Origin of the sequence: Limnospira sp. PMC 1279.21 (assembly GCF_032349615.1) — a bacterium.
Lineage (GTDB): Bacteria > Cyanobacteriota > Cyanobacteriia > Cyanobacteriales > Microcoleaceae > Limnospira > Limnospira fusiformis.
This window is the reverse complement of the sequence record NZ_JARPLU010000006.1, coordinates 39,855-66,562: the sequence shown is the minus strand read 5'-3', so window position 1 is coordinate 66,562 and position 26,708 is coordinate 39,855. Positions and strand designations below refer to the sequence as shown.

Annotated in this window: 29 protein-coding genes and 1 pseudogene; 14 read left to right on the top strand and 16 right to left on the bottom strand. The window is 44.1% G+C overall.

Translation table 11 applies throughout. The annotated features are described in order from the left end of the window. Together P5683_RS01975 and P5683_RS01970 are read right to left on the bottom strand one after the other, a co-directional pair. A pseudogene (locus P5683_RS01975) lies at window positions 1–177 on the bottom strand (RNA-guided endonuclease TnpB family protein); the annotation flags it as partial. Between the two features lie 80 nt (window positions 178–257). Continuing rightward, entirely contained in the window at window positions 258–1,850 is a 1,593-nt protein-coding gene (locus P5683_RS01970) for a DUF2079 domain-containing protein (RefSeq protein WP_315638807.1), read from the bottom strand. 290 nt (window positions 1,851–2,140) lie between these two features. On the opposite strand from P5683_RS01970, the gene P5683_RS01965 reads away from it, so the two are divergent. Next, entirely contained in the window at window positions 2,141–3,328 is a 1,188-nt protein-coding gene (locus P5683_RS01965) for a histidine kinase (RefSeq protein WP_006622654.1), read from the top strand. Window positions 3,329–3,565: 237 nt separating this feature from the next. On the opposite strand, the gene mutT is transcribed toward P5683_RS01965, so the two are convergent. Together mutT and P5683_RS01955 are read right to left on the bottom strand one after the other, a co-directional pair. Next, a complete protein-coding gene (mutT, locus tag P5683_RS01960; protein ID WP_006622656.1) occupies window positions 3,566–3,982 on the bottom strand; it encodes an 8-oxo-dGTP diphosphatase MutT in 417 nt (138 codons plus the stop codon). Window positions 3,983–4,057: 75 nt separating this feature from the next. Further along, window positions 4,058–5,017: an RNA polymerase sigma factor, RpoD/SigA family gene (locus tag P5683_RS01955; protein WP_035760005.1), complete on the bottom strand. Its 960-nt coding sequence runs from the start codon at window positions 5,015–5,017 to the stop codon at window positions 4,058–4,060. A gap of 603 nt (window positions 5,018–5,620) precedes the next feature. On the opposite strand from P5683_RS01955, the gene P5683_RS01950 reads away from it, so the two are divergent. From P5683_RS01950 to P5683_RS01905, 10 genes are all read left to right on the top strand, one after another. Continuing rightward, entirely contained in the window at window positions 5,621–6,388 is a 768-nt protein-coding gene (locus P5683_RS01950; protein ID WP_008052815.1) for a proteasome-type protease, read from the top strand. A gap of 97 nt (window positions 6,389–6,485) precedes the next feature. Then, entirely contained in the window at window positions 6,486–7,445 is a 960-nt protein-coding gene (locus P5683_RS01945) for an ABC transporter permease (protein WP_006622659.1), read from the top strand. Window positions 7,446–7,761: 316 nt separating this feature from the next. Then, window positions 7,762–8,658 (top strand): ABC transporter permease, encoded by an 897-nt coding sequence (locus tag P5683_RS01940; RefSeq protein WP_006622661.1) that lies wholly within the window; start codon window positions 7,762–7,764, stop codon window positions 8,656–8,658. Between the two features lie 100 nt (window positions 8,659–8,758). After that, window positions 8,759–9,400, top strand: coding sequence for an alpha-ketoglutarate-dependent dioxygenase AlkB (locus tag P5683_RS01935; protein WP_048895309.1), 642 nt, complete (start codon window positions 8,759–8,761; stop codon window positions 9,398–9,400). A 192-nt stretch (window positions 9,401–9,592) separates the two neighbouring features. Further along, window positions 9,593–9,745 carry a hypothetical protein gene (locus P5683_RS01930; protein WP_193520656.1) on the top strand — a complete coding sequence of 51 codons (153 nt, stop codon included), beginning with the start codon at window positions 9,593–9,595 and terminating at the stop codon, window positions 9,743–9,745. Window positions 9,746–9,841: 96 nt separating this feature from the next. Then, on the top strand, window positions 9,842–11,548 hold the full coding sequence (locus tag P5683_RS01925) for a DUF262 domain-containing protein (RefSeq protein WP_187757792.1): 1,707 nt from the start codon (window positions 9,842–9,844) through the stop codon (window positions 11,546–11,548). Further along, on the top strand, window positions 11,538–11,750 hold the full coding sequence (locus P5683_RS01920) for a hypothetical protein (RefSeq protein WP_006669003.1): 213 nt from the start codon (window positions 11,538–11,540) through the stop codon (window positions 11,748–11,750). Before P5683_RS01925 ends, P5683_RS01920 begins: the two co-directional genes overlap by 11 nt. 349 nt (window positions 11,751–12,099) lie before the next feature. Next, window positions 12,100–14,271 (top strand): dynamin family protein, encoded by a 2,172-nt coding sequence (locus tag P5683_RS01915; RefSeq protein WP_315638768.1) that lies wholly within the window; start codon window positions 12,100–12,102, stop codon window positions 14,269–14,271. A 39-nt stretch (window positions 14,272–14,310) separates the two neighbouring features. After that, window positions 14,311–15,306: a hypothetical protein gene (locus tag P5683_RS01910; protein ID WP_006669001.1), complete on the top strand. Its 996-nt coding sequence runs from the start codon at window positions 14,311–14,313 to the stop codon at window positions 15,304–15,306. 11 nt (window positions 15,307–15,317) lie between these two features. Further along, window positions 15,318–16,454, top strand: a complete 1,137-nt coding sequence (locus P5683_RS01905) for a hypothetical protein (RefSeq protein ID WP_187757793.1) — start codon at window positions 15,318–15,320, stop codon at window positions 16,452–16,454. Between the two features lie 78 nt (window positions 16,455–16,532). Here the strand turns inward: P5683_RS01905 and P5683_RS01900 are convergent, their stop codons facing one another. From P5683_RS01900 to P5683_RS01860, 9 genes are all read right to left on the bottom strand, one after another. Beyond that, complete coding sequence (locus P5683_RS01900) at window positions 16,533–17,186, bottom strand: Uma2 family endonuclease (protein WP_008056158.1); 654 nt, start codon at window positions 17,184–17,186, stop codon at window positions 16,533–16,535. An 8-nt stretch (window positions 17,187–17,194) separates the two neighbouring features. Continuing rightward, on the bottom strand, window positions 17,195–17,428 hold the full coding sequence (locus P5683_RS01895; protein ID WP_006622668.1) for a DUF433 domain-containing protein: 234 nt from the start codon (window positions 17,426–17,428) through the stop codon (window positions 17,195–17,197). A gap of 294 nt (window positions 17,429–17,722) precedes the next feature. Further along, window positions 17,723–18,034, bottom strand: coding sequence for a type II toxin-antitoxin system VapC family toxin (locus P5683_RS01890; protein WP_006622669.1), 312 nt, complete (start codon window positions 18,032–18,034; stop codon window positions 17,723–17,725). A gap of 26 nt (window positions 18,035–18,060) precedes the next feature. Next, complete coding sequence (locus P5683_RS01885) at window positions 18,061–18,438, bottom strand: HEPN domain-containing protein (RefSeq protein WP_006622670.1); 378 nt, start codon at window positions 18,436–18,438, stop codon at window positions 18,061–18,063. A gap of 403 nt (window positions 18,439–18,841) precedes the next feature. Continuing rightward, window positions 18,842–19,165 carry a nucleotidyltransferase domain-containing protein gene (locus P5683_RS01880; protein ID WP_006622671.1) on the bottom strand — a complete coding sequence of 108 codons (324 nt, stop codon included), beginning with the start codon at window positions 19,163–19,165 and terminating at the stop codon, window positions 18,842–18,844. Between the two features lie 26 nt (window positions 19,166–19,191). Then, window positions 19,192–19,395, bottom strand: coding sequence for a hypothetical protein (locus tag P5683_RS01875; RefSeq protein WP_006622672.1), 204 nt, complete (start codon window positions 19,393–19,395; stop codon window positions 19,192–19,194). Window positions 19,396–19,572: 177 nt separating this feature from the next. Further along, on the bottom strand, window positions 19,573–19,962 hold the full coding sequence (locus tag P5683_RS01870; RefSeq protein WP_315638778.1) for a PIN domain-containing protein: 390 nt from the start codon (window positions 19,960–19,962) through the stop codon (window positions 19,573–19,575). Further along, complete coding sequence (locus tag P5683_RS01865) at window positions 19,959–20,189, bottom strand: type II toxin-antitoxin system Phd/YefM family antitoxin (protein ID WP_006622674.1); 231 nt, start codon at window positions 20,187–20,189, stop codon at window positions 19,959–19,961. The genes P5683_RS01870 and P5683_RS01865 overlap by 4 nt, the downstream gene beginning before the upstream one ends. Before the next feature lie 95 nt (window positions 20,190–20,284). Continuing rightward, window positions 20,285–23,545: a CHAT domain-containing tetratricopeptide repeat protein gene (locus tag P5683_RS01860; protein ID WP_315638780.1), complete on the bottom strand. Its 3,261-nt coding sequence runs from the start codon at window positions 23,543–23,545 to the stop codon at window positions 20,285–20,287. 157 nt (window positions 23,546–23,702) lie between these two features. On the opposite strand from P5683_RS01860, the gene P5683_RS01855 reads away from it, so the two are divergent. The 3 genes from P5683_RS01855 (at window position 23,703) to P5683_RS01845 (ending at window position 24,764) form a co-directional block, all read left to right on the top strand. Continuing rightward, window positions 23,703–23,954 carry a type II toxin-antitoxin system ParD family antitoxin gene (locus P5683_RS01855; RefSeq protein ID WP_315638782.1) on the top strand — a complete coding sequence of 84 codons (252 nt, stop codon included), beginning with the start codon at window positions 23,703–23,705 and terminating at the stop codon, window positions 23,952–23,954. Window positions 23,955–24,024: 70 nt separating this feature from the next. Continuing rightward, on the top strand, window positions 24,025–24,264 hold the full coding sequence (locus tag P5683_RS01850; RefSeq protein WP_008055979.1) for a hypothetical protein: 240 nt from the start codon (window positions 24,025–24,027) through the stop codon (window positions 24,262–24,264). A 5-nt stretch (window positions 24,265–24,269) separates the two neighbouring features. Next, window positions 24,270–24,764 carry a hypothetical protein gene (locus tag P5683_RS01845; RefSeq protein WP_006622680.1) on the top strand — a complete coding sequence of 165 codons (495 nt, stop codon included), beginning with the start codon at window positions 24,270–24,272 and terminating at the stop codon, window positions 24,762–24,764. 465 nt (window positions 24,765–25,229) lie between these two features. On the opposite strand, the gene P5683_RS01840 is transcribed toward P5683_RS01845, so the two are convergent. From P5683_RS01840 to P5683_RS01830, 3 genes are all read right to left on the bottom strand, one after another. Continuing rightward, a complete protein-coding gene (locus P5683_RS01840) occupies window positions 25,230–25,460 on the bottom strand; it encodes a DUF4926 domain-containing protein (RefSeq protein ID WP_006622682.1) in 231 nt (76 codons plus the stop codon). Between the two features lie 13 nt (window positions 25,461–25,473). Further along, on the bottom strand, window positions 25,474–25,809 hold the full coding sequence (locus tag P5683_RS01835) for a DUF6883 domain-containing protein (RefSeq protein WP_006622683.1): 336 nt from the start codon (window positions 25,807–25,809) through the stop codon (window positions 25,474–25,476). A 170-nt stretch (window positions 25,810–25,979) separates the two neighbouring features. Then, window positions 25,980–26,558 (bottom strand): hypothetical protein, encoded by a 579-nt coding sequence (locus P5683_RS01830; protein ID WP_315638785.1) that lies wholly within the window; start codon window positions 26,556–26,558, stop codon window positions 25,980–25,982. Between the last annotated feature and the right edge of the window lie 150 nt (window positions 26,559–26,708).

Sequence of the window (26,708 nt, the reverse complement as noted above, 5' to 3'; positions counted from 1 at the left end):
TGGAAAAGTTGCTGCCAGCACCGCACAGTATTTGTTCAAATCGTACTTATTCTTTTGAGGATTATCCATCCAATAGCGCCAACAGCTATTGCGAAAAAACTGTGCTGTACGAATTGCCTCAGCTACTGCAATGAACTGACTTGGTTTTCCGTAGGTTTTGAACTCAAAAACTAGCATGGCTTTACCTCCTATCTTATGCTAACGCCATCAGCACAAAATATTCGATATTGCCACAAAAATTTACAATTAAAGCCGTCCTAGAAGGACGGGGTTTTAGACCCAGTTTCTTTATAACCTCTTGTCGAAATTATAACCTCTTGTCGAAATTCCCCCCAGGCTTCGATAGCATCAGGATTAGAAGTGACACCTCGGCGCATTAAAAGCAAGCCATTATGGAAATGCAAAATACCATATTCTTGAGTAGAAGTCAAGCGATCGGTAGTTTCGACGATCGCACGTAAAGCATCACGATCGCCACTAAAAGCGACCTGATAGCGTTGAAGTTGCCACAAATCAGCAATAATATAATCCATAGCCACCAACTGATCCTGATCATTGATTAATTGATACAGAGGGAAGCGTAAAACCTCGCGGCGACTGGACAGATGAGGAATTAAATAAGTAGTCCCCGCCACACTAGCATCTGGGGGAATTTGGGCTAAAAGCGATCGCATATTTTGAGACCTTGGCCATTGTTCAGCCAAAGAAACATAAACCCAAGGTTGAATGGAATCAGGGATTAAAAAATACAGAGTTCGATTGGGATTAGAAGTTACCGTAAATATCAAAGACAGACAGATACAAGCGACCCAAAAACGTCGGAATTTGGGAGAAGGCAACTCAGCTTCGGGGGATTTTTCTTGTTGTTTAGACCACCACAAAATACTACCATAAAATAATCCGGGAACTACGGTCATAGCGTAACGAATTGTAATGGCTAAGACGGACATACCCTGAGCGGAAAATAACTTTAATAAAGGAAAGCCTGCAATCATCCAAGAACCGGGAGCGATCGCGGGAATGAAAGCCAAAGGCAACCATTGACCCAAAAGATATGTAACAGTACGACTAAAGGGAGTAAATAACTGCTGAATAAACCGCAAGGGATTACTAACCATTCCCCAAATAATTTGTAAAGTGGAGGCTTCATCTCCCTCGGCGTATTGACCAAACCGTTCCATCATGAACCGCTGGGAGATGTCCGCCGAAAACAAGGGCATAATCAGATTAGTTAAAACCAGCATATAACCGAAACTGAGAACACAGACAATCAAGCCACGGCGGGGGAATCTGTGGCTGAGAATCATATAAACTCCCACCCCAAATAAAACCACGCCCGCATCTTCTCGCACGCCTAAAATTAAAACGGACAATATCCAGAATAACCACCACCAACCCTTCTCCATAGCCAAGAGAAGAGTAAACACAAATAAAGGAATTTGGCTGACATCGTGAAAATTAGCTAAAGTAGGACCGATAACGGCATTAGCGCCATAAAAACTAACTACAATTAAGGCAGATAGAGGCGGTTCTAAATATTGTCTGGCTAGGAGGTAAAGAACTAAACCCGCAGCGGTGACCAAAGTTACCTGTAACACGCTGAGGGTGACAGGAGAGGGAAAGATTGCGTACAGGGGTAGCCATAGCAGTAAAGCGGGGGTAAAGTGTTGTCCGAGGCGGTGATAGGAAACGTTGGGGAACTGGCCTTGGTGGACAACATTAGTAGACAGGGCCGAAGATAGGGAACTCTGAAAAAAACGCCCGTGGATACCATTCCAGAAGACTTGGTTAAAAATGCCCTGGTCGTAGGAAGCATAAAAGGTGAAGTAGCGGTGCAGCAACAAAACCATACAGATGCCAAAAAAGGCGATCGCACTACCTAGCAACAGTTTCAGGGACGGGTTTTTATGCCAGTTGACCAAGATAACCACTCCATCTTAATTAGCTCAAATGATTAATATCTCATATTTAGGGCAGGTAGGGGTCAGCTTGATTAGCCATGATGTCAAATCACAGGCTAGAATCTAAAGCAGATATTAAATTGAGTCAACAAGTAAGCGCTAGTACCATCCCCTAGCTCTTCATATTGCAGCAGCAGTGTCGAATTGATCAGGTCTTTTGTCCCCCTTGAAAGTCATTCATGGAAGTCGGAACTACCCATAGCAAGACCAACTCTGAAGAATGCTTACAGCTTTTGCTGTTTGTCGATGGTCGCCCTAGCTCCAGAGAGCAAGTCCAACAAATATGTGAATATCTCGAAGTCCTTAAATCTGAGGACAGATTTGATTTGCAAATTATTGATGTGGGAGAGCAACCCTATCTAGCCGAACACTTTAAGTTAGTTGCGACCCCGGCTTTGGTCAAAATTCACCCCTCACCCCGACATATTCTAGCGGGTACTGATATTGTTAAGCAGCTTAATGAATTTTGGCTACGGTGGCAGCAATCTCTTGAAGACTATCGAAGTCAGCAGCCATTTGAGGTGAACGGTTCAGTTAAAAATTATCGCTCTGTTGCTGACCTGAACTATATTGCTGAACTGATCCGACTTAGTGATGAGGTGTTCCGCCTCAAGCAAGAAAAAGAACAATTGCAACAACAGGTAAGTTTTAAGGATCGCATTATTGAAATTTTGGCTCACGACCTCCGTAGTCCTTTGACCGCCGCCTCTCTGGCTTTGGAAACTTTGGAAAATAGCCAAATGGCGGGTGTGGCTAACTCTAAGAAATTTACACCGGCTCTCAAATCTCGCTTAATCCAACAAGCTCGTACTCATATCCGTCAGATCGATAGGATGATTACTAATATATTAAGGGCTGCAACGGGTCAGAGTTCTCGGTTACAACTGCAACCTTTGCCATTGTCACTGTTGGCATTTTTTCACGAGATACTACCAGAGTTTCATGATCAGTTACAGGCCAAATCTCTGGAACTCAAAACTGATTTACCTACTGATACCCCTTCTGTCTATGCCGATCGCGAACGGATTCGTCAAGTTATTGTGAATTTGTTGGATAATGCGATTAAATATACCCCAGAGGGCGGAACTATTTGGGTGTCTGTCTTGCATCGCACTACCCAAAAAATACAGGTCAGTATTTGTGACAGTGGCCCTGGTATCCCTGAAGAAAATCGCGATCGCATTTTTCAGGATCACTTCCGTCTCGAACGCGATGAGTCCCAGGATGGTTATGGTATTGGTTTATCTCTCTGTCAGAGAATTATCCATGCTCACTATGGTCAGATTTGGGTCAGTTCCACCTCTTCCACCGGCGGTAGCTGTTTTCACTTTACCCTACCTGTCTATGAAACTTACCCTAGCTTTTAAGTGGAATTGTTGATTTTTTGTTCAATTTTAACCCGAAAATTCCCGATTGGGGGGTTGACAGGGGCGGGGATTGGCGGTATAATATTGACAATACACTGAATAATTGAATATTGGCAAAAATAAAAAAAGTGCAACCATCCCATTATATAAAAATAGTACCGCAACCCGTGCCAAAAAGCTACCCCTCCCCCAAAAAAAGCAAAAATTTTAACATTTCTTAATTTTCCGTTACAAAACTTAACAATGTAGCTGTCGGAGAGCGGTAATAATCTTCTGATTAGCTTGAGGAAAGGAAAACTGATCAATTTCTGCCAAAGTGACCCAGCGAATTTCTTGGCATTCTAGTGTTTGAGGTACTCCGTAGAGATGAGTGCAGTTATAGACCTCAAGTGTAATCCGAAAATCGCTATAGGAATGTTCAACAGTGATCAGATGGTCTTGGACAGCGATCGCAATACCAATTTCCTCATAAATTTCGCGTCGGATACAATCTTGGATAGTTTCACCGGGTTCAATTTTACCACCAGGAAACTCCCAAAGTCCGCCTATAGCACCTTGAGGAAGACGTTTATCAATCAAAATCTGTCCGTCATCGTTCCAGATCACAGCAACACCAATAGACTTATGGGGAAAAGCAGATAATAGTTGAGACATGAGAGATGGAGTGATAGTGAAAACAACTGGGGAAATGGTTGATTTCCCCAGAGTAGAATCAAAAGAAGTAGATTATTAACTAGCTAGGTAATCATTAACATCCTGCTTACGCTTACGAAGTTTAGTCAAAGCCTCCCGTTCAATCTGTCGGACTCGTTCACGACTGATATTAAGGCGATCGCCAATTTTAGCGAGAGTTAAAGTCTGTCCATCATCCAAACCAAAGCGCAGAGCTAAAACCTGTCGTTGCTGGTCAGTAAGATCAGTCATCAAAGATTCTAAATCCGATCGCAAAGAAGAATTAAGAGCAAACTGCTCAGGGGAATTGCTGGTATCTTCCAACAGGTCAACCAATTCCGTATCCTGATTATCACCAACCCGCAGATCCAGAGATAAAGGAAGACGTGATTTTTCCAGATACTCACGAATCTGCTTAGGGGTGAGATCCAACTCAGCAGCCAATTCATTCATAGTAGCTGCTCGGCCTAACTGTTGTGCAAGTTGACGCTGTGCCTTTTTGATTTTATTAAGTTTTTCTGTGATATGAATGGGCAAGCGAATAGTACGGCCTTTTTCAGCGATCGCGCGGGTAATTGCTTGTCGAATCCACCAATAGGCATAGGTAGAGAACCGATAACCCTTAGTAGGATCGAACTTTTCGACTCCGCGCTGCATCCCGATAGTACCTTCCTGAATGAGATCGAGCAGATCCACATTGCGCTTGATATACTTTTTGGCCACAGAGACCACCAGACGCAGATTAGCTTCTACCATCTTACGCTTGGCTAATTGACCCTGATGCAAGATATGTTGCAATTGTGCCACAGACAAGTTAACTAATTCGGCCCATTGAGCCTCAGTAGGTTCATAGCCTAATTGTTTAGCCAACTCATTGCGTTTTTCCTGCAATAAAGTTGCCTGTTGTACCTGTTTACCATAGACAATTTCTTGTTCATGGGTCAGCAGAGGAACACGACCAATTTCTCGCAGGTAGGCCCGCACCGAATCTGTGTCCGAGGTTTTAGCAGTTTTCATGGCATCTCCCCGATAGCTCTGACAAATTAAGCCCATAACTTGAACTGGAAATAAAAGCGACGGGCAATCACGCTTTTCTCCGATGTAGCAGCCAGGAACTAGAGCCGCCCAGCCTTTATCAACGCCAAGGCGTTTACATTACTCAACGTTATGTTACGAATGTTAACATTTATGAGACCAAATGACCATCCTTTTTTCGATTGAATTTTTCTAATTTGCCAAATCAATTGTTTTGAGGGTAGCCCGTAATCAATCCGGCAATTGCATCATGGAAAACAAAATCGGCTCAAGATCAGATAATTTTAGCCCCCTCCCCATATCCGTCCCAGGGAGTAGTCAGCCACAATACGCTGCATTGTTTCTAAGTTCGATAGTGAGGTATCGTCAGAAGTGACCAATAATTTTGAGTTTAAAGCCCCACCCTATAGGGGTGGCCAGCAATGAAATCTCAGCCAACTGGGTCTGTCTGTAAGGTGCGTCAGTTGTTGATTTTTCCGGTTTTCCGGTTATTTTTCTCAATCTGACGCACCCTACCAATCCTAATCATCCCCGTCTCCATGAAGCGCGGGGAATGTCAATATGCCGTTATCACTTCCTCCCCTTATGACCTACTGTCTCGGTATAATTACCTCCTCCGGCTTTGTAATGGCCGCCGACTCCCGCACCAACGCGGGAGTTGATTACATTTCTACCTATCGCAAACTATTTGATTTTTCTAATCCTGGGGAAAGGGTGATTTTACTCTCTACCGCCGGAAATCTATCTATCACCCAGGGAATTATCAGCACCCTGGAGAAAGACCTCAAATTTCACGACAATCAAAATCTCCATAACCTCGAATCCATGTATGATGTGGCTCGTTATGTGGGTGGTCAACTGCGGCGAATGCAAGAATTTGATGAAGCCTGGCTCAAAAAGCATAGCATTGATGCTAGTTGCACCTTACTGTTAGCTGGTCAGATTAAAGGTCAAGACCCCGCCCTATTCCTGATCTATAATCAAGGTAACTTCATCCATGCCACCAAGGACACCCCCTTCCTACAAATTGGAGAGACCAAATATGGTAAACCCATTTTAGATCGTACCCTCAGTTTTAATACCCAATTAGAGGCGGCGGCTAAATGCGCCCTTTTGTCTATTGACTCTACCATGAAGTCTAATATCTCTGTGGGTCCCCCTATCAATCTGGCTATGTATGAACGAGATACTTTTGTAATTGATAACTGGCTGCGTCTGCGTCTCGGAGACCCCTACCTAGCCAAAATTAGGAAAATGTGGGAAGACTCCCTTAAACAGGCTTTTGAACACATTCCCAATATCAACTGGCAACACCGGGAAGAGCAATCCTCTGAGGATATTCTGATTGACTAAGTTGGGAAAAATATCCCTCAGACAAGGTAAACCTCACCCCAGGCTTACCTTGTCGATATCACTCAATCTATCTGATTCATCATCAAACCCTTAACCGATGACTAGATATATTATTAATCGCCTATTAACTGCTATCCCTACTTTGATAGCTATCAGTGTTGTATTATTTCTAGTCTTGGCATTAGCCCCCGGCGACCCTATGGGAGAGTTCGCCTCTAACCCTTCTATTACGGCGGAAGTTCGCGAAAATATTAGGCGATCGCTTGGTTTAGATCAACCGATACTGATTCGGTATTTTAAGTGGGCTTGGTCATTTTTACAAGGGGATATGGGCTACTCTTTTACCAGCCTAGTTCCTGTCAGTGAATTAATTAGCCAACGACTACCAACCACCATCTGGATAGCTGGTTCTGCGTATATTTTGGCAGTCATTATCGCTTTTCCCTTGGGTATCATTTCCGCCATCAAGCGCTATTCACTATTTGACCAAGTAGCTACTACCTTCGCTTTTTTGGGATTCTCACTACCCCCCTTTTTTACCGGTCTGTTATTTATTATCATCTTTAGTGTGAATCTCAACTGGTTTCCGTTTATATATAATAGTAACCTACAGGTCACTAATTTATCTACATTATGGCAACAGATTCAACAGTCAATCATGCCAATTTCTGTATTGGCATTATTTCAGTCAGCCGTGTTAATGCGATTTATTAGGTCGGCTATCTTGGAGGAGTTAAACCGCGATTATGTCCGCACCGCACACGCTAAAGGATTACCTGATTTTCAGGTGATTAACTTTCATATCTTACGCAATGCTTTAATTCCTGTTATCACTTTAATGGCCTTAAATATCCCGGAAATTTTTACCGGCGCATTGGTTACAGAACAGGTGTTTAGAGTCCCCGGAATTGGCGCGCTTTTGGTCAATTCTATTTATCGTAGTGATACCCCAGTCGTCATGGGTATTACCTTTGTTTATGCGGTTTTGGTCGTGTTTTTTAACCTCATTGCTGATATACTCTATGGATTTTTAGACCCTCGAGTTCAGTATAAATAGTCCCGGATGATTGTTAAGTTATGTTAAGTTGTGTTAAGAATTGTAAAATTTTTTTTGGTGGGGGTTGGTGGCTTTTTGGCTTGACTTGTGATATCATTTTAGATAATGGGAATAGTTGCAAAATTTTTATTTATGCAAATACTCCATTATGTAACAAATATGTCAATATACTATCATTAGCTCCCGGCACTTGTCAACCCTCAGCCATGATCTGGATGAACAATTTTTTTTTAATTGACGAAAACATCAACTTGATAAGATCAAATCAAGATTAATCAATGAATGGGCCCAAAATCAAACAAAAATCAAAGGTGATATGAATAATGATGTGTTGAAAACCCGCAGTGTATTGTTAGATATATGGGTGAGATTTCGTCGGGATAAAATGGCGGTAATTGGTAGCTGTGTGTTGCTACTGATTATAGTGTCTATTGTGTTGGGTCCGATGATTTATACGACACCAGCGGATCGGATTGATTTTGGTAATTCTGTGTTACCTCCTAGTTGGAATCATCCCTTTGGTACTAATGATTTAGGACAAGACCAATTAGCGAGGATTCTGAGGGGTGGACGCATTTCTTTAGCGGTGGGTTTGGCGGCGATGTTAGTGGCGATCGCTTTAGGAACTGCTGTAGGTGCGATCGCCGGATTTTATGGAGGGATTTTAGATAGTGTATTAATGCGATGCACGGATTTATTTTTAGCTTTACCGCAACTGCCGATTTTATTATTAGTAATTTACCTATTTCGGGAACCTATGAGAGCGATCGCCGGTTCAGAAGCGGGAATTTTCATCTTAATTGTATTAGTAGTCGGGGGACTTAATTGGATGTCTGTAGCGCGGTTGGTGAGGGCGAGTTTTTTGTCAACAAGAGAGATGGATTTTGTGATAGCAGCTAAGGCGATCGGGGCTAAACCTCACCGTTTAATTTTAGTTCATATTCTCCCGAATGTTCTGACTCCGATTATTGTCGCAGCGACCCTATCAGTAGGAACAGCAATTATCACGGAATCAACCCTAAGTTTTCTAGGGTTAGGATTTCCCCCGGATATTCCCACCTGGGGAAGGATGTTATATGATGCCCAAAACTACATAGAAACAGCCCCCCACATGGTTATATTCCCTGGTGCAGCTATTTTTTTAACAGTGATTAGTATCAACTATATTGGCGATGGATTACGAGATGCACTCGACCCAAAATCTCAGCTTTAATCCTGATAATTGGCAGCCGGAAAGCGGCGTTTATGCCCAAATATCGGTAATGAGAAAATAGCATTTCTAACTAATTAATTTTTGGGGGTAATATCAGCAAATGAGACTGTGGGATAATCAGCGAGATATCAGCCATCCTGGTTCAGTGAATGATTTAGACAAACAAGTGATTATTGATACTGATGGTTTGGTCATATTGTATGGCAATTTTTTGAAGTTGGCAGAAAGCGATCGCTTATTTGGGGAGTTGTATAAATCCATTAATTGGAGACAAGAACAGATTAAAATATTTGGGAAAATCAGACCCATACCGAGACTCACAGCTTGGTATGCAGATGAAGGTAAATCCTATACATATTCAGGGATCGAACATCATGCACAACCCTGGAACCCGACACTTAAATCAATCAAATCCCAGGTTGAAGATATAGCGGAAGTGACTTTTAATAGTGTTCTAATTAATCTGTATCGGGATGGAAAAGATAGTATGTCGTGGCATAGCGATGATGAACCAGAACTAGGGAAAAATCCGATAATCGCCTCAGTCAGCTTAGGGGGAACCCGTCGATTTGCTGGGAAGCACAAAATCAGCAAAGACCGGAAATTTAATATTGATTTAACCAGCGGTAGTTTGCTGTTAATGAAAGGGGAGACACAGCACTTTTGGCAACATCAAATCCCCAAAACTTCCCGGGTTGTGGAGCCGCGAATTAATTTAACTTTTAGAATGGTAAAATCATAGCCATTAAGATATTGGGGAGGCGATCGCCTTAACCCCCAGCCATCTCGCGCCCATCCCTCAGCTAGATTTGGGTGCTGATTTGGGCATGGGATATGAAAATTTAATTAAGAAATCCGGTTGCGGAGACTTGGGGGATATTTCGTGCTATAGTATTCGAGACAGTTTACCATTGAATATCATAGATAGATTGGCATGAACAAAAGCCAAGAAATACAGAGTATTATTGCCCAACGTCAACCTCTGGCCCAAAAGGTGGCAGACATCGAAACGGGTTTATCATCGCTGTATGGTTTGATTCCGAGTTGCGAACAAGAAGGCGATCGCTCCTATTTGTCAAATGGCTAAACCAGTAATTTAGTCGCAGTGCGATCGCTAACTTAAAGGGGATTGGAAATAACACCCCTGTGTTCTAGCCTATCCAGTAAATCTACCCTTACTCCAATGAAAGCCTCCGAAACCAAGCTACTCGCCTTTATTAAGAAGTCACCGCAGTTCGCCATCCCGATTTACCAGCGTACCTACTCATGGACAGAAAAAGAATGTCGGGAGTTGTGGAGTGACATCCTGCGTACTGGCTCCAATAATGAAATCACTTCTCACTTTTTCGGTTCTATTGTCTATATTGAAAAAGGACTTTATCAAGTCTCTAGTCAGTCTCCCCTCCTAGTTATTGACGGACAGCAACGCCTAACCACAGTAACATTAATAATTGCAGCCCTGGCGAATGCCCTGGGGGACACTGAACCCGTGGAAGGGTTTTCCCCGCGCAAATTGCGAAACTATTATTTGCTTAATCCAGAAGAGGATGGAGAAAAACACTATAAGCTGATTCTCTCGCAAACTGATAAATCTTCATTGATTGCCATTCTCGACCAAGACCAGCAGCCCAAAGACTCTTCTATCCGGGTTACACAAAATTTCAGTCTATTTGAGTCACTCATTAAGGAGTCTCAAAACCATCTGGAGACTATCTGTAAAGGATTAGCGAAATTACTGGTGGTAGATGTTGCCCTGAGCCGTGAACAGGACAATCCCCAACTGATTTTTGAGAGTATGAACTCCACGGGTCGTGAGTTAACCCAAGCAGACTTAATCCGTAATTACATTCTGATGGGACTTGAACCCGAACTTCAAACCAGGCTTTATGAGAAGTATTGGCGACTTATGGAAGTGGAGTTTGGACAGGAGGCTTATGGAGAACAATTCGATAGTTTTATTCGCCATTTTTTGACGGTAAAAACTGGTAGTATTCCTAAGCAAAGTGCCGTGTATGAAAAGTTTAAAACTTATTCAAGAGAGCCACAAGTTGCTCAAGCGGGTGTGGAGGCGTTGGTCAAGGATATTCATACCTTTGCTCGGTACTACTGCGCGATGGCTTTGGGTTATGAGCAGAACCCAGAACTTAAACTAGCCTTTGAAGACCTGCGAGAATTAAAGGTAGATGTAACTTACCCATTCCTCTTAGAGCTGTATCATGATTATGCTTCAGGTGAGTTGCCTATAACAGATTTTTTGCAAGCAGTTAGACTGGTGGAATCTTATGTTTTTCGCCGTGCGATTTGTGGTATTCAGGCTAATTCATTAAACAAAACTTTTGCCAGCTTTACGAAAGCCCTCAAAAAAGATCGCTATCTCGAAAGCATTCAGGCTCACTTTCTGGTACTGCCGTCTTATCGACGGTTTCCTAATGATGATGAATTTAAGCGATCGCTGCAAACCAAAGACCTTTATAATGTTCGCCATTACAATTACTGGCTGCGACGGTTGGAAAATCACGATCGCAAAGAACGAGTAGCAGTAGATGAATACACCATTGAACATATTATGCCCCAGAATAAAAATCTTTCTCCTGCATGGAAGGATTCACTGGGTCCAGACTGGCAACGTATTCACAAAACTTATTTGCATACCCTGGGAAATCTAACCCTGACTGCATACAACTCGAAATATAGTGATAAATCCTTTCTTGAGAAGCGTGATATGGAAAAAGGCTTTAAAGAAAGTCCCTTGAAGTTGAATCAAGGGTTGGGACAGATTGAGCAGTGGGATGAAAATGCTATTCTCCAACGAGCAGAACGACTCTCTCAAATGGCGCTAGATGTTTGGATTGCGCCAAAATTAGAATATGATGTGCTTGATGGTGATTAACTTAACCCTCAGAAATCAGGTTACACGATACAAGATCACCCCTATAATTAATGACCCCAAGGCAATTTGCCGAGATGTATCCGGTGTGGGGCGATGGGGAAATGGGGATGTTGAACTTGGTATCAAATCTCTTGATGAATTGCCCTATGTTTTATGGTTGGTGAGGCAATCCCTAGAAAAACAAATGGGAGAATTAGAGTAGATGATTTAAACTCAGTATACGGGGGATTTGGTATCGGATATCTGGCGTGCTGTTGATGAAAGGTGAAATGCAGAACCTTTGGCAATATCAAATCCTCAAAACTTCCCAAGTTGTGTAACCCCGAATTAATTGAACTTTTAGAATGGTAAAATCATAGCCATTAAGATATTGGGGAGGCGATCGCCTTAACCCCCAGCCATCTCGCGCCCATCCCTCAGCTAGATTTGGGTGCTGATTTGGGCATGGGATATGAAAATTTAATTAAGAAATCCGGTTGCGGAGACTTGGGGGATATTTCGTGCTATAGTATTCGAGACAGTTTACCATTGAATATCATAGATAGATTGGCATGAACAAAAGCCAAGAAATACAGAGTATTATTGCCCAACGTCAACCTCTGGCCCAAAAGCTGGCAGACATCGAAACCGGTTTATCATCGCTGTATGGTTTGATTCAGAGTTGCGAACAAGAACGCGATCGCCAGCTTGAATATTGGTCGGGGAATACGGCAACCCAGGAAAAACTCCGAAATCTGGATTTTGCCCAATTTGAGCAAATTGCCCGTTCTTCTCTCGCATCATTGCACCGACTCCAGGGCAGATTTTCCCGCCAAACCCTTAATATTGGGGTGATTGGGCGCATGGGACAAGGCAAAAGCACCTTGTTGCAGAGTTTAAGTGGGCTGACAAATGACGTGATTCCGGCAATGCAGGGGAAGGCTTGCACGGCAGCGCGTAGCACCATTTTTCATCAACCCAGAAATTCCACCACCGCCGAAATTCAATTTCACGATCGCGAGTCTTTTTTAAAAGAGGTGATTATTCCCTACTACGAGAAACTCGGATTGACCCCCGTGCCGCGTTCTTTTGAAGAGTTTGCCCATAGCGAGATTCCCACTTTACCCACTAAGGCGGATCAAACGGACATTAACATTTATAACCGCTTGAAAGACGATTATCATATCCATGCTAAGAAATATCAAGAATACTTGGGGAGGGGTTCTTTAACTGTTCAAGACGAGTCACAGATTTCTGATTATGTAGCGTCAAAATATAATCGGGACTATCAACTAACTAACCATCAATGTTTGGCGGTTAAGCACGTTAAAATCTCTTGTCCGTTTCCCCTGGATGAAATAGGGGCGATCGCTCTAGTAGATGTTCCCGGCTTAGGGGATTTCCGCTTAGGAGATGAGAGTTTAGTGATTGAAGCCCTCGCTCAAGAAGTGGATTTTATTCTGTTTATTCGCAAACCTTCCAAAGACCGGGCAAACTTCGAGCAGAATGATACACAATTATATGCTTTGGCGAATAAAGCCTTAAACGATTTGCCCTCTCGGTCTATATTGGTACTGAATGCGGATAGCAATGGGGAAAATCAGGAAAGTTGCCTTTCTCTGAAACGGGATATTGATTCTGAAACGGTGAAAATGCCGGTGTTAGATTGTGTGATTGCTGACTGTTCTTCCCAGGAAGAAGCCAATAACAAAGTGCTTCAGGCGGTTCTGGATAATCTGCGATCGAATGTCACGCAACTAGACCGGAATTATACCCAACAAAAAATCACCGATTTGCAAGCCAGCCTGACCGAATTAAAGCAGCAATTGCAACTAGCCCAGGGAATTTTACCAGATATCGATGAAGATGAAATAGCCAATGAGTATGAGGATTTATTTGAGGACTTTTGGGAGAATATAACCAATGAAATGACCGATTTGCAAAAGGAACTGATTAAAACTCGCGAAGACCAAGATGAAAACCTAAAAACTCAAATTGAAACGGTACTGGAAGCCTGTCGGAAAGTGGAAATGCCGACGATTGAAGAAATAGAGAAACGTCGGAACCGACTGGAATCTTACGCCAGCACTTACAGTGAATATTTGATAGAAATGAGAACCAATCTATCGCTCAAATTCCTGGACATGGATAAAGGATTGAAAAAAACCATTGAACGCACCAAAAATAAAGTGGCTGCTGTTTTAGTGGAAAAATGCAATTTAGGTGGGCTGGCAAAAGTTAGTGGGGAAGAGTTTTTGGCGGAAGTTGCTAGTCAAATTCCCCCAGACTATACGGAACTGAAAAAAGGGTTTGAGATTCTCTCAGAATTTAATCTCTCTTATCGAGGATTAATTCAGCATCGGATTCGCTTGCAATTGGATCCGTTAACCCCGGATAAAACCGCAGGATTGAAAACAGAAGGTGTGAAGGCTCAAGATATTTTAGATACCTTAAACGAACTGTATCAACAAACAATTTACAATTGTGAAGATGCTTTGAAGGGATTTTTATCTGAACCGAGCCAAGCCTCTTTTGCTATAGTAGAAGAGTTTGCCGATCGCGTTCTCCGAGCCAAAAGCGCCAAGAAGGAATGGAAACGATTTTTGCGCCGCAAGCGGGGTCAGATTTGGGAAGATTTTGATAACCTGCAAAAACAAAGTAATGCCAGTCAAAAATGGTCAAGACTTTTAGAGTCTGCTTATGGTCATATCGATGATTTAGAAGCATCATTAAATAATTTGTAGAACCATAAAAAAACCAGAGTAACTTTGTGAGGATAGTCAATGACATCTGTTTGGAAAAATCCATTTCGCCAGGAACTACAAAAGCTAAATGTCACCATGCTGGGGCCGGGTGGTGTAGGTAAAACTAGCTTACTAGCAGCCATGTATGACCAGTTTGATAACGTCAGTCAGGATTTACAACTGCTGGCTGTAGGACAAAGTAAATTTGAGTTAGATACAAGACTCAAAGAACTTAAAAGTATGGTGGAATCCAGCAGTAGTATTAAAGTGCAAGATGGGGTTAGCGGAACGAAAAGTAAACCCCGATCATTTAAGTTTGAGTTTGGACAAACCGGAACTGCTCCAGTTTTAGAAATTAATTTCCAAGATTATCCAGGAGGATGGTTAGAAGAAGATGAACACAAAAACAAGGTGAAAGACTTGATTCGAGACTCGGTAGCGGTGTTGATTCCTATTAATACCCCCCCTTTAATGGAAAGGGAGGGAAAATACCATGAGAAGTTTAATCAGCCAACCCAATTAAATGATCTGTTCAAAAATATCTACAAGGATTTAGATTCACCCCGTCTGGTAATCCTGGCACCGGTCAAATGTGAAAAATACATTAAAAACCCCCCAGAGTTATTTAGAAAGGTGAGAGAGGGTTATCAGAAAATGCTGAATCAGTTTGCCAGTGAGAACTTATTGCCAAAAGTGGCGGTGGCGATTACGCCAGTACAAACCGTTGGCAGTGTAGTATTTTCACGATTTGAAGAAATTGATGAACAGCCAATTTTTTACTATCGAAAACCACAGCCAACCGACCCCTATCAGCCGCAAAATACGGAAGTTCCTTTACGGTATCTATTGCGGTTTTTGCTGAAATTACATCTGGATAGGAGACGGGCTTCTATATTCACCATAATTCCCGATTTTTTGGGTCAACAGGTGGGGCTGTCAAATAATGAGCGGCTGATCAATGCGGTGAGTCGCTTTGCGGAACCGAGAAACGATGAAGCGGAGATTGTTCAAGGAATAGAGTGGTTGAAACTATAAGAGGATTAAACATGGATACTTATGTACAAAGCCGTGGGATTTCTAAAGACTACTGCTGGTTAGATCAAAATCAAAGGAAAATTTCCGATCTGCCGGAGAATTTTAAGCGAATGCTAAAAATGGTGGATGGGGATTATTTTGCCCTGGTGATTTATCGTGCCAATGGTCAGTTATCTTTGTTGGTTACGGCGTTGAAATCGCAAAATCGCATCGATAACCAAACTCGCAAAATTTGTAATTCGGTTGTGTGGGCGGGCTGGGTTGGTCAAGATTCTGATGAAGCCATATTGCGATCGCTTGCGATTCAAGCATTAAATGGGGAGTTAGCGGCGAAAGTCGATCCAGCGGTTATTTCGGAAAATAATGCTCAAGGATTTACGGTAAACTTCGACCTCTTAAAACCTAAGAATATTGGCGTTGTGTCCGTGCAAAATAACCCGGCTGATTCGGAGAAAATCGGCAACTTATCCGCCCTAAAAGATGAGCTAATTGGCGACCTGAAAAAATATGCTTTGCCGAAACATGACGGGATGTTAGTTGTAGTTGGCTCAACGGTCTCGAAATCCAGCCTTGAAGAAGAGCGAGTTTGGCGAGGTTTGTCGGATCAAATTTCTGATGATAGCTGGATAGACTTGCCTGGGGAGGATGATAAAAGTGACAACTTTCGCCGTCAATCTTCTTCTTCTAATCGTGATACTAATATATCTTCAAAGCCCGAAAAATCGAAATCTGGAACTGCTTCTACGCCTTCTTCGGGTTTACCGAAATCTTTTTCGGCCTCTCGAAGAAGTGATCAAAGAACTCCAGAAGATTCTCCCCTGAAAAAATGGATGCCGATTATTATCGCTTTTGTAATCGGTTCATTAATTGGGATAGTTGGACATTACCTATACCACACTAATATCCCCAATAGGCAAAGATCTCAAATTGAACAAAATCAAAAAATAATTGATGGTCAGCAAGAAACGATTGACCAAAATAAAGGAAAAATTGATCAACAGAACGACACGATCGCCCAAAACGCAGAAACCATCAAAAATGAAGACAAACTCATCAAAGAAATGCTAGATTATCTAAATGAATTTACCCAAAAAGGTTCACCCTTAATCAAGCGTGTTGAGGAGTTGGTCGATAAAATTCAAAAATAAATAACCGCCAGACATTTAAGGGCGATCGCAGTAACTTTCGTTGCTCAGTTTAGGGTTGCTATATTCTCATGTTAAATGTCAATTTCCAGGGGACTGAAACTGCGCCATTAACCAGGCTCCAACTTGTGACTGGTCTTGATTGCGGCTCCGTTGCAGGGCTTGGTCTAGGGTGGCTATCTCTAGTCCTGGAAACATCACAGAGATATCAATTCGCTGACTCCCGCGATCGCTCATTTGATAAGCCAATACTTCCCCAGTTTCGACGTTCACAATCCAATATTCAGCAATCCCGACATCTTCATACAGCACTCGCTTAACGGTGCGATCGTCAAGCAGGGATGATTTTGCCACCTCCACCACCAAATCTGGCACGGGATACTCTTCCAGATTCACAATATCCGTGCCGCTAGGGATGGCGGTTGCTTTGTTGCCAACATAATACGCTAAATCGGGCTGAAATTCGGCATAGCCAGTTTTGCGGAAGGAACAGTTGTCTAAAATCGTGAACGGAATGCCTTTCAAAATGCCATAGAGATTAACAGCCAGGGAAATCACACTATGATTTGTGCTGTGGTCAAAGCCTACGGAGACTTGCATTTCTAATCTCATTCGCCCATTGCTGTAATAGCCTTTAGATTTAGCATGGGCGGGGTCATCCAAAGCACTCAGGTACTCATTCCAGGTAGCCGGAACCCAGGTATCACTAGCGATTAGATTAGAGAGGGGATTCATGCTCATCTTTAAATGCTTAACAGATTCAAACGGGGGTGGTTTAGTTTACGAGCCGCATAGATTAGACAAGCCTTGAGATCATCAGCTTCCAGATCGGGCATTTCTTCAAGGATTTCTCCCTGACTTAAACCGGAGGCAAACAAGTCCAGGACATCGGATACTCGGATTCTCATTCCTCGGATACAGGGGCGACCGCCACATTGTCTAGGATTAACGGTAATTCTGGAAAGTAGTTCGCTCATACTTGATGGTTCCCTTGTGATTCGGTTCGATTCACGGTGTCGTTAATTTTAGTTTACTATAGCAATCCTAAATGATTTGTAACATTTTTAGCTCCCCTCTCCCGTTCTGGGAGAGGGGTTGGGGGTGAGGGTCTTCCACAACTGATTTAGGACTGCTATAGAAATTCCTGGAGTTCTGACTTACTGTCTTTACGAAGTCCCATCTAATCCGGTTAAATAGCCCAAACCCATTGTTCCAGAAACCCGGTTTTGGGTCAGGATGCGCGAATAAGTGGGAGATGACCTAATCTGGCATTAATCACCTGTCCAATCTTCAATTTTTAATGCCGGAACTTTCCTGAAATCTTGGAGGTTTCGGGTTAACAAAACCCTATCACGGGACAGGGCGATCGCCGCCATTCTCAGATCCATTGTAGAGACTCGAATTTTTTGCTGTCGTAGCTCCTGGAAAACAGCGATCGCCTGAACATCAAAGGGTAAAATGGGAGCCGAGGTAAAGCATTGGAGAATCTCTGACAATAGAGTATATCCCCGCCGGATATCAGTATCGGTCTGAGCACGGTTAATAAAATCATGAGCGCCAACAACCTGCTCATGAAAGCTCACAATTGAAAAAGCAAAGTTGTCTAAGGTTACAAGTTTTCGGTCGCGAAACTGATAAATTGCTGACAGTGATCCAACAAAATTTCAACCTCAACATCCGTGATTTTCAAGTCATCATCAACGCTATAATCAGCAGTTGCTCGTTTATTTTGGGCATTAATCAAAAACCGATGAAATTCCAGAGGAACAATCCATTTTTTAGCGATATCTCGCCCAAAAGCTGCAATAACTGCTCCATGACTTGAGAACGTCAAATCTTGCTCCCAAAGAAAAGCTTCAGCAATGTAAAACATCCCATAGTAAGCTCGTGAGGCAGCAAAATCATAAAACCCCTGTTCGTTTAAAACCTGAGCCGCTTGATAACTTTCTTGAGCTTTGGCGATTAATTTTTGAGACTTGGGTTTCATATAGCTTGTTTAACTGAAAGGTAACCGGGGAGATTGTTCTCGTCTTTGGATTGAGCTGGTGCGTCAGTCTTCATCGCATACATTTTCCTTGACCTTTTAGACGCATATAGCGGTTCCCGGGCTGATGAGGTACTTTTCAAAGCCCCTCTCCCCCTGAGCTAAGTCGAAGGGCTGGGAGAGGGGTTTGGGGTGAGGGTCTGTACCTTATGGACATGAGAAAAGCTATATAGCGGTTCCCGGACTGATGAGGTACTTTTCAAAGCCCCTCTCCCCCTGAGCTAAGCCTGTCCTGAGCGAAGCCGAAGGGTCGAAGGGCTGGGAGAGGGGTTTGGGGTGAGGGTCTGTACCTTATGGACATGAGAAAAGCTATACCACACTCTTTATAAGTCTACCTGGATGCAGTTTATACAAAAATCCCCTCTTTTTTGACATTATAAATAAAAGGAGAATCCTGAGTTTTGAACCTTTCTGAAGTAATAAACTGCCACGATATCACCACATCATAATCTAAGCAAATTTGGGTGATAAACTCCGTTGTTTTATCAATTTCCTGAAAAGGATGTTCCAAAACCTTCAAAATAATCAAAAAGTCAATATCCGAATACTCTTGGGCATCTCCTCGCGCTTGAGACCCATATAAAATAATCGCTTCTATCTGGTCTTGATAATAATTCATCAGACCTTCTTTAACTCGCTGGATAACTAATGGTAGGTGGGGATTTTGCATAGAACTTGGCTGTTTTTTACTTCATTCTAGCTCTTTTGGCGAAAAGTGCGCCCATGTTCAAGGGCTTCCAGAAATGCGGTTTCGTCAGAAATAGAACCCACAACTTGAGTCAGCCAATTCTCAGGAGGAGACTGACTCTCGACTTTTTGTTTGAGTTGGGAAACCGTTTGCTCTAGGGTAAGCAAACGCTGTTCTAGGGTCACTTCGTCTAATATAATTTTCTCAACCAAGCTAACTCTTTTTTAGTTTAGAGGATGGGAACCCCAACTGTCTCCGGTCAACCATCAGTTTCTCTGGTAGGGACTCCCTAACGGGGGTCGCCAATCAACACCAACGGCGACCAGAAAAACGGATGACGGTGAGACTGACTTAATTTAGCCTCACGCAATATCACTCTAGACTATTGCTTAACTAACGGTTTCGATCGCTGAATTGCTGATAATATTAGCATCAACTGTAGCCAGTGTTAACCCATAGTACATAGCGGTGGCTACAATAAATCTGTCGGCTGGGTCTTGATGGGGTAGGGAAATCTGGCGACTTAAAATAGCAATGGCATAATTCATCTCAGCTTCACGAGTTTTCAGTGTTTTCAAAGCTAAGTTAACCCATGTAATCGGGTCAGGATGTAAAGATATCCGTTTTTTTTCTGCTAAAATCAATGTTTCCCAAATGCTAATTGGACTCAGCCAAAGTTCAGTATTAGGAGCGACAATTGTAGTTTGAAGTTGGCTTGATAAGCGTTGGTCTCCCAGTAAATACCACAGCCAAATGTGGGTATCTAGCAGCAGTTTCATTGCAGTACATCCCAGGGTTGAGGCTCTGGAGTAATTATATCTCCTAAAATTTCACCGCTTCCCTTCATGACCCCAAAAGCCGGGCGTTCATCTGAGGGAGTGGCGGGATAGATAATCACTAACGGTTTACCTTCATGGATGACCGTAATCGGGGTTTTAGTCCGTTCGACTTCTAAAAAGAGATTCTGGAGAATTTGAGGCAGTTCATGGGTCGTAATTTCTGTCATAAATTACCTCCTGGAGGGTGAAAAAATCTGGTAAATGCCGCACCGCTTAATTTTAGCTGATTAGAAATTCCCCGAGTCCTAACCCAGCGTCTGGACTACCGGGGGTCGCCAATCAACACCAACGGCGACCAGAAAAACGGATGACGGTGAGACTGACTTAATTTCGCCTGACGCAATGCCTCCACCTTACTCAACCCCTCCTCCATAATCAGGCGATAAAACTCCGTTGTCACCGCCGCCGTTGTCGCATCATCCGCATTCCACAACGTGGCCATCAACGCCCTCGCCCCGGCACGTTCCCAAATATAAGCCATTCCGATAATCGCATCTCCATCCAGATTGGTCTGTAATGCGGTCTGACAGGCGCTCAATGCCACCAATTGGGTATCCTGTAACCCTAGTAATGCCGCGTCGGCTAGGGGATATTCTCCATCGGCAAATAACAGGGTGTTGGCGTTCATGTGGGTTTCTCGTAGTTGCTCATCCTCACAAATATCTTGCCCCAAAAAACAACAACCCAATTGCTGAAAACAGCCGTGGGTGGCGATATGCAGATAGCGATGACGGGAGGATTGACGTTTGAACACTTCCAACGTCGCCTGGTGGTGGCGGTAAATCTCACTCTCTGGGGCGAGGCGGAGGAGGGCATCGACTTCGGCTTCGGTTCCCGGTAGATTAAAGGGGTCTTGGGGTTTAGGATTGGCAAAGCCGAGGACTCCGTAACCCCCAGAGAAGCGGGGAAGGAAGGTGGTGCTAACTAGGGCGAGGGTGAGCAAGGTTCCCCCCAGTTTCCAATGGTGTTTGACTGTGGCTCCCATGCCGATGATTCCTAGGAGGAGGGAAAGCGTCCACAGGGGAAAGTTGAGAAACGGGGAGGGGGAAGGACTGGCGAGGAGGGAACGACTGGAGAGACGAGTGAGATAATGGATGGGGTACTGTTGCAGCAGGAATTGGTCCTTTTCCGAGTCCCGGAGGGTTTCAAAGGGGAATTGGCGCAGGGACCCGGTGGCGATGATGGCGAGTTGTTGGGGGTTGAGGGCCTCAATCTCAGCGGCAACCGGGCGGATTAGGTGGTCGTAGAGGGTGGCAGAAAGGCGACGATAGCGGGAATCGCCGCTTTGGAGCATTTGGCGATATTCTGTCACCCACTGGTTGAACTCCTCGGCATCGATGGGGACTTTTTTAACGCTGAGACTGTCGCGGCTGAGGAGAAAGAGGGCGATCGTGTTGGGAACCTCTTGGATATTAGTGAGGAGAACGGGTTGTAAGACAACGGTTCCCGGGGGGAGACTGGCTTGCAGTTGGCTGAGGTCTTCCGGTTGAATTTCAAAGAGTTCAGCAACTTCCGGGTAGGTATTGGCGAGGGTTTCGGCTTGTTGGAGGACTTGGGCTTCTAAGTCGCGCATTTGGTCCACCAGGGCAGTGCTGAAGTTGTCTTGCAGTTGTTGGCGCAGGGCTTGCAGTTGTTGGGATTGCTCGTTCCAGTCATCAAGGGCAGCTTGGGCTTCGGGGTTAGCGACTCTCACACCGATGAGACGGTTATAATCGGCCAGTTCGTAGGTGGTGACGCGGTTCGCCCATTCAAAAGCGCGTTGGGGCTGGTTTTGGTCGATGAGCAGGTCAACGAGGGCGACGGCTCTCCCGCGATTGGTTTCGAGGAAAGTTTCGCGGAATTCTTTTTGCAGTTCACTACGGAGTTCAAGGAGGATGTTGAGGGAGTCTTCAAAGTAGGTGATGGCTTTGTCGGGTTGGTTGGTGTCTCGGTAGACTAAGCCCATGTTAGTGAGAGTGATGGCTTCTACAGAGCGATCACCCATATCTCGCAGAATGGGCAAAGCCTGATTGAAGTAGTTCAGGGCTTGAGTCCGGTTGCCCAAGCCATAGTACACTCCACCAATATTATTGAGAGTGACGGCTTCCCCGGGGCGATCGCCCACCTCTCGCCGAATTGGCAATGCCTGATTGTAGTAGTTCAGGGCTTCAGTCCGCTTGCCCAAGGCATCGTACACCAAACCAATGTTATTGAGAGTATTGGCTTCCCCGGCGCGATCGCCGACTTCTCGCCTAATTGGCAAAGCCTGATTGTAGCGGTTCAGGGCTTCAGTCCGGTTGCCCAAGTCATGGTACACTGCACCAATGCTATTGAGAGTGGTGGCTTCTCCTGCGCGATCGCCCACTTCTCTCCTAATTGGCAAAGCCTGATTGTAATAGTTCAGGGCTTCAGTCCGGTTGCCCAAGGCATTGTACACCAAACCAATGTTAGTGAGAGTGGTGGCTTCCCCTGAGCGATCGCCCACTTCTTGCAGAATTGGCAAAGCCTGATTGTAGTAGTTCAGGGCTTCAGTCTGGTTGCCCAAGGCATAGTACACTTGACCAATGTTGTCCAGAGTGGCGGCTTCCCCAGAGCGATCGCCCACTTCTTGCCGAATTGGCAATGCCTGATTGAAGTAGTCCAGGGCTTCAGTCCGGTTGCCCAAGGCATTGTACACTGCACCAATGTTATGGAGAGTGGCGGCTTCTCCTGAGCGATTGCCCACTTCTTGCCAAAGTGGCAAAGCCTGATTGAGGTAATCCAGGGCTTCAGTCTGGTTGCCCAAGGCATAGTACACTGCACCAATGTTGTTGAGAGTGGTAGCTTCCTCACTGCGATCGCCCACTTCTCGCCGAATCGGCAAAGCCTGATTGAAGTAATCCAGGGCTTGAGTTCGGTTGCCCAAGGCATAGTACACCGCACCAATGTTATTAAGAGTGGTGGCTTCCCCTGAGAGATCGCCCACTTCTCGCCGAATTGGTAAGGCTTGATTATAGTAGTTCAGCGATTGAGTCTGGTTGCCCAAGGCATAGTACACTTGACCAATGTTGTCCAGAGTGGCGGCTTCCCCAGAGCGATCGCCTACTTCTCGCCGAATTGCCAAAGACTGATTGAAGTAGTTCAGGGCTTGACGGCGATCGCCCAAAGCATGGTACATATTACCAATGTTGTTGAGAGTGGTGGCTTCCCCTGACCTGTTATTCGTCTCTCGAAAAAGAATCAGCGCTTGTTCAGACAACTCTAAAGCCTGTTGTCTTTGTCCGATCAGATAATAATTTTGACCAATTCTTAAAAGTGCTGAGGCTTCCAACTCTCGATGCTGCAATTTTCGAGCCGCTTCTAAAGCACGTTCAAATGTTTGAATCGCCTGTAAAGATTGCCCCTGTTGTGTCTGTTGAACGCCCTGCTGTAACAGTTCCTCAACCTCCCTTGCGGACATTCTCCCCTGCGCCAAAACCGTCTGTGCCTCCACCCAAGGCGACAGAGAACCCATGCCCAACAGCAGCGAAACCGTCAACAGCGAACTCACCCAGCGTCCAGTCATGGCTCGACTCTCCCTGTGACTCTATCTCTTCTATTATGACCCGAAGGCGCAGAAATTGAGTCTTTCCAAGAACCGCACAGCCATAATATCAGCCTCATCGCCGCCCAGTTTCTCCACCACTATAATCAAGGTAATCTATAACGCTCCTACTGGTGCCATGAACCTATCACTCACTCCAGAAATAGAACAACGGATTGCGGATCAACTCAACCAAGGACATTACCAATCCGCCCATGAGGTCATCTTAGCCGCCCTAGAACTCCTGGACCAACGCCAGCAATACCTGACTGAACTGCGTCAGGAAATCGCGATTGATGCCACTCAAATTGAACAGGGACAAGTGATAGATGGAGAACAGGTTTTTGAGCGCATCCTCAACCGTTTACATAATTTTTTCTCGACCCGATAGCATCGATATTGCTCAGACTTTCAATGGGTATCGGGATTTAAAATCACTCAAAATAAAACCCAGAAAAATCATGAAAAACACAACCCAATTCCAAGAAATTGCTGCGGAAGTGCAACTGTTTAATGATATCGAACAAAAGGAAAAGTTTGTTTTTGTCGTGGGTGCTTTAGTTTCTCGATTAATTAGCCTTCAGAAAGGAGCAGAAATCATGGAGATGGAACCGGAAATGCTTTTAAAGATTTTGGAAATGATGGGCATCGAGTTTTCTTATCTTACTCCTGAAGATATTAAAGCGGAAAAAACTTGGTAAGACTGATGAAAATTGTTTTTAATTGTTCTCCGTTAATTTTCCTGTACCGATTAGACTTCCTAGAAATTTTCATCAATGACAACCATCAGTTTTATATCCCCCCAAGTGTGCAATTAGAAATCAATGCCAAACCGGATCAAGCATCAGGATGCATTAATAGACTAATTTCAAATCAGCAATTAGTCGTTCGAGAAATTAAATTACTATCTTTGGCAAATCGTTTAAATGAGCGGCTGGGTCGAGGTGAATCAGAGGCAATCTCGTTGGCAATAGACTTGCAAACAGATTATATAATCCTTGATGATTTTGCGGCTAGAAAGGAAGCAAAAAGATTAGGTTTAAATGTTAAAGGAACTTTGGCAGTGGTTCGTAAATTACACCTAGAAGGTCGGATTAATATTTCTCATTTTGATGTTTTGTACCAAAAAATCACAGAAATCAATTTTCGAGTCAAGCGAGAAATTTTTGATGAAATTTTTGATGATGATATTAGGAATTAAACGAGTCAATCCCTATTTTATCCGGAATCCGGTATTGATATATCTGTTAAAAACCGCACCCTAAAGGGTGGGGCTACACGGACAAAGCCCGCCTGCGCGGGCTAAAGAGTAAAACGAGTCAATCCCTAGTTTATCCGGAATCTGGTATTGATATATCTGTTAAAAACCGCACCCTAAAGGGTGGGGCTATACGGACAAAGCCCGCCTGCGCGGGCTAAAGAGTAAAACGATTTTTGAACTCCGGATTGGGTATTAATTTTCCAGATATGCTGCACCAAAAGTTCTGGGATGAAATTTATTTATATGAAATAACTCAATGTTGGCTACAGTCTTCTGGTGAATTGTTGGGTTGCGCGCTTTTCTGCACCCAACCTACAGATAGCACTTACCTAGAGCTTGGTCAGTTGGAGCGAATCGCGGGTTTTCCACGAAAAAAACCCGTTTCTAGTTTTCTCAGGCCCCCATTCATGATGATGCTAGAACCCGCGCTTGAGCAATTTCTCTGTCTCCAATTCCCCGCACTTGAGAACTCAAGAGAGAAACAATGGCAATGGTTTCTCCTGCGATGGTCATAAATTCTACTTCATAGCCCAAACCTTCTTGATGGACTAACACAACGGTGCCCATATCGCCGGATTTTAAATCATATTCCGGTAAGTCGGCGGTTAAAACAACTCGGTCTAATTCACTAATCATGGTTTACTAAATTTTAAGTGAGTGGATAGGCGCTAACCAGTCTAGGGATATCATCTCCAGTAGAAATAAACCAAATAGAACGCACTTCTGGGTTTCTGCCATCTGGCGTGATTACTCTACCTTCAACAACATACCTTGTCCCAAAAGGGGATGATTCTATTTTAGCTAATTCATGGTCAGCCACATGATTTAGCAAGGCATTTGCCATAATTTCCCACGACTCAATGTTAAATCCAAATTTGATAAAAAACTTGGCTTTACTTTTGCCGTCAGGATGAGTCAGGGACAGTAAATATTCGGTAATTTTTTTCTGGGTAACAATCGCTTGTTCATAATTCGGTAGTTTCAAGAAATTTATCCCTTTTTTTCAATAAATCAAATCGAGCATCTCATCTTGGGCATTGATGTCGCTCTCTCGATTCATTCTTTGTCTTATCATAGGTCAGAGGACGGGGAAGCTGATTTGCTCCGGTTGGGTTTTGCCCTTGGCTTCACCGAACCCACCCCAACTCGGATGACTTACTCCGGCGCGACACGACGCACTTTACTCACGACAATTTCCATCTCATCCTCTGACAGGGGGATAAGCTGATCCAACAGAAAATCAAAATCGTTCTGGTTTTCCAGTTTCCCCTGTAACTCATCATTCTCCCAAGCCTGCTGACCCCGAATCATCATTTTTTCCTCCTCGGAGGATAAGGCATTGAGGGGAACTTGCCAGGTTTCTGTTCCCAGAGTGTCCTCCCCGCGAATGTTGGGCCGCCCTCTGACAACTAACCCCTGATTTGTCAGGCGATCGCGCTCTATTTTCGCAACTTCCGTCAGGGGCAATCCTTGGGAGCGTCCCGCCAATTGCAGTTGGCGAGTTTCTGGGTTAAATCCCAGTAATTCATGGTTGCCACTCCCCCCGGCTTTTAACTCAATTTTGATATTCACCGGGAGCATCACTTGAATAATTGGCGGTGAGGGTAATGGATTGAGTTGCCCAGTAGGGGTAACTTCAGCGGTTTGGGAAGGAGGGCTAATGGCACATCCCCCTATTCCCAGGGAGGAAACCATTAAAACCAGTGACAAGATATGGCAAGTTGGATGTTTCATAACAGCTTAGACTGGTGTAGAACTCGATGGGGGGACCCTCACCCTACTTTGAATCCAAAGCCCCCTCTTGCTCCCTCTCCCATTTTGGGAGATGGACTTTGAATCCAAAGCCCCCTCTTGCTCCCTCTCCCATTTTGGGAGATGGACTTT